Here is an 8801-nt window from a genome sequence, read left to right on the forward strand (position 1 = left end):
CTCGTATCCCCTGCGGAAGTCGCCGATACTGTGTTGTGGCTGTGTGGCGAGGGGGCGGGCGCTATCACGGGCCAGGCTATTGTGGTTGCCGGCGGAGAGATTTGACGCCTCGGACGGTATTCAGACCTAAGGAAAAAATTCATGAGCCAATCAGCCAATTCCGTCACATTGCCGCTCGCGCAATATGCGCCGCGCCATTTTCTCCTGAGCGTGGAGGGAGGTGTCGCGACCGTGACACTGAACCGTCCGGAACGCAAAAATCCGCTGACGTTTGAAAGCTACCGCGAACTGACCGATTTCTTTCGCGCCTGCGCTTTCGATGACGACGTGAAGGCCGTGGTCGTCTCCGGCGCCGGCGGCAATTTTTCGTCCGGCGGCGACGTGTTCGAAATCATTGGCCCGCTGGTGAAGATGGATACCAAGGGCCTGACCGCCTTTACCCGCATGACGGGCGATCTCGTCAAGGCGATGCGGGCCAGTCCGCAACCGATCATTTCGGCAGTGGAGGGGATCTGCGCCGGCGCCGGCGCCATCATCGCGATGGCATCCGACATGAGGCTGGCGGCGACCGGCGCCAAGGTTGCGTTCCTGTTCAACAAGGTCGGCCTTGCCGGCTGCGACATGGGCGCATGCGCGATCCTGCCGCGCATCATAGGACAAGCGCGCGCCTCGGAACTGCTGTACACCGGTCGTTTCATGAGCGCGGAGGAGGGCGAGCGCTGGGGCTTTTTCAGCCGTATCGTCGCGCCCGCTGACGTGTTGCCGCAGGCCCGTGCGCTGGCCGGGGATATCGCGGCGGGCCCGACCTTTGCCAACACCATGACCAAGCGCATGCTGGCGATGGAATGGGCGATGTCGGTGGAAGAGGCGATCGAGGCCGAGGCCATCGCGCAGGCGCTGTGCATGACGACCGTGGATTTCACCCGCGCCTTCGAAGCCTTTGCGAACAAGCAAAAGCCCGTGTTCAAGGGGAATTGAAGCGGCTAGCATGGCCTGACGGCGCTTGCCGGGGAATTATTTTAGGTTTAAAATAATTCCGGTTTTCAAAAAAAGGCGGATGAGGCTCCCATGAAGGTCGCGATCATCGGCGGCGGACCGGCTGGTCTCTACTCGGCAATCCTGCTCAAAAAGCAGCGCCCGCAGGCCGACATCACGGTCTATGAACGCAATCGGGCCGACGACACGTTCGGTTTCGGCGTGGTGTTTTCCGACGCAACCCTCGATAATTTCGAGAAGTACGATCCCCCGAGCTATCGCCGGATCACCCAGGAATTCGCCTATTGGGACGATATCGCCGTCCACTTCCGCGGCACGGTGCATCGTGTCGGCGGCAACGGCTTTTGCGGCTGCTCGCGCCGTCAGTTGCTGCTGATCCTGCAGGAGCGTGCGCGCGAACTCGGCGTCAAGCTGATCTTCGAGACCGAGATCGACGATGAATCGCGCTTCGCGGATGCCGACCTCGTTGTGATCGCCGACGGCAGCAACAGTCGCTTCCGCGACAAGCATACCGCGCATTTCAAGCCCGAAGTCGATCTGCGCTCCAATGTGTTTGCCTGGATGGGGTCCACGCGGCCGCTCGACGCCTTCACCTTCATCTTTCAGGAGACGGAGTGGGGGCCGTTCATTGCGCACGCCTATCAATACGAAGCCGGACGGTCGACCTGGATCTTCGAGACCGATCCCGAGACCTTCAAGCGCGCCGGCCTCACAGGCCTGGACGAAAAGCAGTCCGCCGATCGTATGTCGAAAATTTTCGGTTGGTTCCTCGGAGACCACCCGCTGCTCACCAACCGATCGATGTGGCGGAATTTCCCGATGATCCGCAGCGAGCGCTGGGTCAAAGGCAACATGGTGCTGCTCGGCGACGCCAAGGCGACCGCGCATTTCTCGATCGGCTCCGGCACCAAGCTTGCGATGGAAGATGCCATTGCGCTTGCGGATGCCATGGATCGCGCGCCGACGGTTCAGGCAGCGCTCGCGACTTACGAGCAGGGCCGCCGCGAGGAAGTCGAGAAGACCCAGCACGCCGCGGACGTGTCGCTGGTCTGGTTCGAGCATGTCGATCGCTTCTGGGATTTCGACCCGGTGCAATTTGCGTTCGGCGTGATGACTCGCGCCAAGGCCATCACCTACGACAACCTGACGCTGCGCGCGCCGGAATTCGTCGGCGAAGTCGACAAGGCGTTTGCTCGCCATGTCCGTGACCGCGGCTTCGACGTCGATGTCGAAAAGCCGCTCGCGCCGATGTTCCAGCCGCTTCGACTGCGCGAGATGACATTGGCGAACCGCGCCGTGGTCTCGCCGATGTGCATGTACTCGGCGGAGGAAGGCGTGCCCGGCGATTTTCATCTCGTTCATTACGGCTCGCGCGCGCTCGGCGGCGCCGGTCTGATTTTCACCGAGATGACCTGCGTCGGGCGTGACGCGCGCATCACGCCCGGCTGCGCGGGCCTGTGGAATGACGAGCAGGAGAAAGCCTGGCGGCGCATCGTCGATTTCGTTCATGCGAATTCGGCGGCAAAGATCTGCCTCCAGCTTGGACACGCCGGCCGCAAGGGCGCGACGAAATTGATGTGGGACGGCATGGATCGTCCACTGGAAGCAGGTGGCTGGGACGTGATCTCGGCATCGCCGGTTCCTTACTTCCCGGACAGCCAGGTTCCGCGCGAGATGGATCGCGCCGCCATGGACAAGGTCAAGGCCGAATTCGTTGCCGCGGCCGAACGCGGTGACGCCTGCGGCTTCGACATGCTGGAGCTGCATTGCGCCCACGGCTATCTGCTCGCAAGTTTCATTTCACCGCTGACCAACCAGCGCACCGATAATTACGGCGGTTCGCTGACAAACCGCTTGCGCTATCCGCTCGAAATATTCGAGGCGCTGCGATCGGTATGGCCTTCGCACAAGCCGATGTCGGTGCGCATTTCCGCAACCGACTGGGCCGAGGGCGGCATCACCGGCGATGACGCCGTGACGATCGCGCGGGCCTTTGCCGAAGCCGGTGTCGATCTGGTGGATGTCTCGACCGGCCAAACCGTGCGCGATGCGCAGCCGATCTATGGCCGCATGTTCCAGACGCCGTTTTCCGACCAGGTTCGTAACGAAGCGCGCGTCGCCACCATGTGCGTCGGCAATATCACGACCGCCGATCAGGTTAACACCATCCTCGCCGCCGGCCGGGCCGACCTGGTGGCGCTCGGCCGCCCGCATCTGGTTGACCCAGCGTTCACCATGAGGGCTGCGGCCTGGTACGGCGCCGACGACATATTCAGCCCGCCGCAATATCTGCCGGGGAAAGAGCAGATTTTCCGCAATAGCGTCAGGGACCGGCAGGACTTCGAGGACCTTAAAATTAAGGCTAAGCCGAAGACCCGGGCCGAGCTGAAGGCGGAGGCCACAAAGCCGCTTGCAGCCGAATAAGCCCACATGCGAATGTAATCGCGGCTAATCGCGAGTGGAGTAGAGTGATGAAGGCGATTATCGTCGGCGGCGGAATCGGCGGTCTGACCACGGCGCTGATGTTGCGCGCCCGCGGCATCGGCTGCGAATTGTTCGAACAGGCGGACACCATCCGCGAACTCGGCGTCGGCATCAATACGCTGCCGCATGCGATCCGCGAACTCGCTGGCCTCGGCCTCCTGCAGAAGCTCGACGACGTCGCGATCCGCACCGACGTGCTTTATTATCTCAACCGCCACGGCCAGGAAGTCTGGCGCGATGTTCGCGGCATCGACGCCGGCCACGATGTGCCGCAATTCTCGATTCACCGCGGCCGCCTGCAAAGCGTGATTCATCGCGCGGTGGAGGAACGGCTCGGCAACGAATCCATTCACACCGGTCATCGCCTCGGCGCCTTCACCCAGGACGAGGGCGGGGTGTCCGCGCACTTCTTCGATCGCCATGGCTGCCACATCAGGACCGTGCGCGGCGATATCCTGATCGGCGCCGACGGCATTCACTCGCGCGTGCGCGAGACGCTGTTTCCGGTTGAAGGTCCGCCGTGCTGGAACGGCTTGATGCTGTGGCGCGGCGCCCGCGACTGGCCGATGTTCCTGACTGGCCGCTCGATGATCGTTGCCGGCGGCCTCAATGCCAAGGTCGTGGTCTATCCAATCGCGGAAGGCTCGAGCCCATCGAACCGGCTGACCAACTGGGCGGTGCTGGTGAAAGTCGGCGACAACAACTCCGCGCCGCCGCGCCGCGAAGACTGGTCGCGCCCGGGCCGGCGCGAAGAGCTGATGCCGCATGTTGCGCGGTTCTCGGTGCCTCATGTCGATGTCGCCGGCCTGATTTCGGCGACGCCCGAATTCTACGAATATCCGACCTGCGACCGCGATCCCTTGCCCTATTGGTCAACCGGCCGCGTGACGCTGCTCGGCGATGCCGCGCACCCGATGTATCCGGTTGGCTCGAATGGCGCCTCGCAGGCCATTCTCGATGCGCGTTGTCTTGCGGATTTATTGGCCCGTTCCGAACATCCGCGCCAGGCGTTGATGGCCTATGAGCAGAAGCGACTGCCGATGACGGCTGAGATCGTCCGCTCCAACCGCCGCGGCGGCCCTGAGGGCGTGATCGATGCGGTCGAACAGCTCGCGCCCGACGGGTTTACCGATATCGACAAGGTGCTGAGCTACGCGCAACGCGAAGCCATCGTGCGCGGCTATGCCACCAAGGCAGGCTTCGCCGCCGTGCCGGGACTGGCTGCGGTGAGGGGGTGAGAGCGTGCTGGCACTTCCTCATCCTGAGGAGCGGCCATTTGGCCGCGTCTCGAGGATGAGGCCGCCAAGGCGGATGATACTCGGCCTTATGGTTCGAGACGGCGCCAAGAAGCGCCTCCTCACCATGAGGAGGAGGCAGGTTGGCGGCTGAGAGCCTCACGCTCCCGGAGGCGGGGGCAGGAAGTGGATGTTGTGCTCGGCGGCCAACGCCACCACCGTTTCAGGGTTCTGTTCCTTCAGGTTGTGAATGCCCCAGAACAGGTCATAAAGCTTCTGCGTCGGTGAGACCCAGAACAGCACTTTGACGACCTGGTCCGACTTGTTGAAGATGCCGTGCGGGATGCCCATGCCGAGCCGGACCAGATCGCCCGGCGTCGCCTGCGCGTCTGCTCCGGCAAGCATGAAGTCGAGCTTGCCTTCCAGCAAATAAAGGTACTCGTCCTGATCCGGATGGATGTGCGGCGGCACGAAAGTGCCGGGCGGAAACGTCGCGTGCCATGAGAAGGAGTGGTCCGTGCGGTGCTTCGGCACGTAGGTCTGGCCGAGAATATTCCAGGAGATGCCCTGGATGCCCTCATTGGCACGGGTGATGCCGGTGATTTCGCTGGTCATGCTGGTTTCTTTCCCTTCTCGTTACTACTCGGCTTTGCCCGGCACGCATTCCTTGGCGTAGCGGTCGGCGTCATTCGCAAACACCTTCTGCACGATCTCGGTCTCGAATTTTCCGTCCGGCCGCTTGGCCACCTTGGTCAGATAGAAATCCTGGATCGGATAGCCGTTGATATTGAATTTGAAGTTGCCGCGCAGCGAGGTGAAATCGGCTTTCTTCAACGCAGCCGAGACCGCCTCCTTGTTGCTGAGGTCGCCCTTGAGCGCCTTCACTGCGCTATTGATCAGAAGCGCCGTATCGTAGCCCTGCATAGCATAGGTGCCGGGTACGCTGTTATAGGCGGCTTCATAGCCGGCGACGAACTTCTTGCTCTGCGGATTGTTCAGGTCGGGCGCCCAGTCCGCGCCACCGAACATGCCCACGGCCGCATCCTGCTGCGCCGGCAGCGTGGATTCATCGACCGTGAAGGCCGACAGCACCGGGATCTTGTCGGCAAGGCCGGCTTGCTTGTACTGCTTCACGAGGCTCACGCCCATGCCGCCCGGCATGAAGGTGAAGACGGCATCGGGCTTCAGCGAAGCGATCTTGGAGAGTTCGACCTGGAAATCCAGCGTACCGAGCGGCACGTAGCTCTCTTCGACGATTTCGCCCTTGTAGTCGATCTTGAAGCCGGCCGCCGAATCCTTGCCGGCCTGATAATTCGGCTCCATCACGTAAACGCGCTTGTAGCCGCGATCCTGCGCGACCTTGCCGAGAACCTGGTGCACCTGATCGTTCTGGTAGGAGGTGACATAAAAGAACGGGCTGCAATTCTTGCCCGCGTAGCTCGACGGACCGGCATTCGGGCTGATCAGGAAGGTCTTGGTATCGATGACCGGCTTGTGGATCGCCAGAAGGATGTTGGAGAAGATCGGGCCGACGACGAAATCGACCTTGTCGCGTTCGAGCAGGCCCTTGACCTTGGAAACCGCAGCGTCGGGCTTGAGTTCGTCATCGACGACCACGACATCGACGTCGCGGCCGCCCATCTTGCCGCCGAGGTCCTTGACCGCCAGCGCAAAGCCGTCGCGGACCTGCGCACCCAGCGCGGCTGCCGGACCCGACAGGGTCACGATCACGCCGATCTTCAGTTTATCCTGCGCGGCGGCTGGACTGGCGAGAACACCGACCGCGGCCGCGGTGGCGGCCCATCTCGATAGCTGACGCATGACTCGTCTCCCCTTAATCGCCCGCATATCGGGCTCTTTTAGTTGCTTTAGTTGCCGGCAGCTTATGCTGATGACGGCAGCGGCGGCAAGCGAGCGAAGATAGCCCTTCGACTAACCCAAGACGTAACATGCAAAGGCTGCGCCAATTATTTGAAACTTAAAGAAATTAGCCCGGCCCCTCGGGTCACCCATGCGGGCGCGCATTTTGACTTGAAGGGGCACTTCAATTACTTGAAGGTCAAAATATCGCCCGGACCCCTCGGCGGCGAGGGCAGTGGGCGCCGGACAAGCATGGTTGCGACATGATCCTCGATTCCGAGACCAAGGCCGTCGAGCTTCCCGGCGATCACGGCAGCGAGCTGCGGCTCTGGCTGCGGCTTTTGACATGCACGACCCTGATCGAGGGCGAAGTTCGCAGCCGGTTGCGCGAGCGCTTCGATGTCACGTTGCCGCGGTTCGACCTGATGGCCCAGCTCGACAAGGTGCCGGAGGGCATGACGCTGTCGGACGTGTCCAAACGGATGATGGTCAGCAACGGCAATGTCACCGGTCTCGTCGAGCGGCTGGTCGAGTCCGGGCATCTCGACCGGCGCACGTCCCAGAGCGACCGGCGCGTCCAGGTGATCCGGCTGACCAAAGCCGGCAGGGCCGAGTTTCGCAAGATGGCGGCCGAGCATGAAAACTGGATCGCCGATATCTTTGCCGGCCTTTCGCCGAAGGATGTTCGCGAATTGATGCGGCTGCTCGCCAAGACCAAGGCGTCCGCGCAAAAGTCCGCGCAGGATAACAAAGAGTGAGCTTCAAGGATCTGGAATTGCTGTGACCGGCATCGATTACGAGGTCGAATACAACAACCGGGCTCGCGTGCCGGAAAATCCGGCGCTGATGGCGGGCTGGGCGCGGGATGCCGCGGCCTATCGCGAAAAACGCACCCCACGCCGGGTCAGTTACGGGCCGGGTTCACGCCATCTGATCGATGTCTTTGCCGGTGACGGCCAGGATCTAGGCCAAGCGCCGCTCGTCGTCTTCATTCATGGCGGTTATTGGCAGGCGCTGGACGGCTCGTCTTTCAGCCATATGGCGCGCGGGCTCAACGCCCATGGCGTGGCCGTTGCCGTTCCGACTTACGATCTCTGTCCGCAGGTTTCGGTTGCCGAGATCATCGAGGAGATGCGTCAGGCGACGCGCGAACTGGCAAAGCTTTCAGAGCGGCTTGTCATCAGCGGCCACTCGGCCGGCGGGCACCTGGCGGCCTGCATGCTCGCTACCGACTGGAAGGCGTATGCCCCCTCCTTGCCGGCGGACCTTGTTAGCGCGGCTTATGCAATCTCCGGCCTGTTCGATCTGGAGCCGCTGGTTCCGACTTCGGTCAACAAGGCGCTGGGTCTCACGCCCGCCGCGGCCCGGGCCGCAAGCCCCTTGTTCTGGTCGCCTCCCGCCCATGGCAGCCTCGATGCGGTGGTAGGCGAAGCCGAAAGCGCGGAATATCACCGGCAAAGCCGGGCCGTCGTTGAGGTTTGGGGAAAGGCCGGCCTTGCCACAAGATTCGGCGCCGTGCCCGCGGCCAATCACTTCACCGCGATTGCACCGCTTGCCGATCCCGCTTCCCCCATGACGCTGCGCCTGAAGGAGTTGGCAGGCCGCTAATAAAGGACGCCCAAAGGCCTATTGCGCCGAATTGCTTTAAGTATAAAATGTTTTTGGGATCGTCATTCCGGGGACCCGGAACGAGCGCATTCTCTCATCCCGAAAAACGGGGGACGATGCAAATGTCAGGCTCTTCCAGACTTGTCTCATCGCTTGGACCGTCGGCTCACGTCGATGATTTTACGCGGCGAAACCTGCCGCCGCTCGAGCAGTGGCCGCATATCGCTCTCGACCGGCCGGAGTTTCAATATCCGGAATATCTCAACGCCGCGGTCGAACTGACCGACCGGATCGTCGAGAAGGGATTGGGCGACCGGATCGCACTGATCGGCAATGGCCGCCAGCGCACGTACAAGGAACTTTCCGACTGGTCGAACCGCCTGGCCCATGCGCTGGTGGAGAATTACGGCGTCAAGCCCGGCAATCGCGTCCTGATCCGCTCGGGCAACAATCCGGCGCTGGTTGCTGTGTGGCTGGCGGCGACCAAAGCGGGCGCGGTGGTCGTCAATACCATGCCGCTGCTTCGCGCCGTCGAGTTGAGCAAGATCGTCGATAAGGCCGAGATTACGCTGGCGCTGACCGACAGCCGCATCGCCGACGAACTGGTCGCCTGCGCCA

At 62.3% G+C, this 8801-nt stretch carries 8 protein-coding genes and 1 pseudogene; 7 read left to right on the plus strand and 2 right to left on the minus strand.

The features are described 5' to 3' along the window. From WB528_RS18140 to WB528_RS18155, 4 genes and pseudogenes are all read left to right on the plus strand, one after another. Positions 1-105 (plus strand): annotated as a pseudogene (locus WB528_RS18140) (3-hydroxyacyl-CoA dehydrogenase); the annotation flags it as partial. Between the two features lie 36 nt (positions 106-141). Then, a complete protein-coding gene (locus tag WB528_RS18145) occupies positions 142-978 on the plus strand; it encodes an enoyl-CoA hydratase family protein (RefSeq protein ID WP_423889775.1) in 837 nt (278 codons plus the stop codon). 90 nt (positions 979-1068) lie between these two features. After that, a complete protein-coding gene (locus tag WB528_RS18150; RefSeq protein ID WP_423889776.1) occupies positions 1069-3420 on the plus strand; it encodes a bifunctional salicylyl-CoA 5-hydroxylase/oxidoreductase in 2352 nt (783 codons plus the stop codon). Positions 3421-3467: 47 nt separating this feature from the next. Next, entirely contained in the window at positions 3468-4718 is a 1251-nt protein-coding gene (locus WB528_RS18155; protein WP_423889777.1) for a flavin-dependent oxidoreductase, read from the plus strand. A gap of 156 nt (positions 4719-4874) precedes the next feature. On the opposite strand, the gene WB528_RS18160 is transcribed toward WB528_RS18155, so the two are convergent. Beyond that, positions 4875-5330 carry a cupin domain-containing protein gene (locus tag WB528_RS18160; protein WP_423889778.1) on the minus strand — a complete coding sequence of 152 codons (456 nt, stop codon included), beginning with the start codon at positions 5328-5330 and terminating at the stop codon, positions 4875-4877. Between the two features lie 24 nt (positions 5331-5354). Further along, positions 5355-6536, minus strand: a complete 1182-nt coding sequence (locus WB528_RS18165; protein ID WP_423889779.1) for an ABC transporter substrate-binding protein — start codon at positions 6534-6536, stop codon at positions 5355-5357. 302 nt (positions 6537-6838) lie between these two features. Here WB528_RS18165 and WB528_RS18170 point away from each other — a divergent pair, with 302 nt between their 5' ends. The 3 genes from WB528_RS18170 to WB528_RS18180 all read left to right on the plus strand — a co-directional run. Then, positions 6839-7333, plus strand: coding sequence for a MarR family winged helix-turn-helix transcriptional regulator (locus WB528_RS18170; RefSeq protein WP_423889780.1), 495 nt, complete (start codon positions 6839-6841; stop codon positions 7331-7333). A gap of 22 nt (positions 7334-7355) precedes the next feature. Further along, positions 7356-8183 carry an alpha/beta hydrolase gene (locus WB528_RS18175; RefSeq protein ID WP_423889781.1) on the plus strand — a complete coding sequence of 276 codons (828 nt, stop codon included), beginning with the start codon at positions 7356-7358 and terminating at the stop codon, positions 8181-8183. 122 nt (positions 8184-8305) lie between these two features. After that, a partial coding sequence (locus WB528_RS18180; RefSeq protein ID WP_423889782.1) for an AMP-binding protein occupies positions 8306-8801 on the plus strand: 496 nt, incomplete at its 3' end.

The organism is Bradyrhizobium sp. (assembly GCF_049586575.1).
In the GTDB taxonomy this organism is placed as follows: Bacteria; Pseudomonadota; Alphaproteobacteria; order Rhizobiales; family Xanthobacteraceae; genus Bradyrhizobium.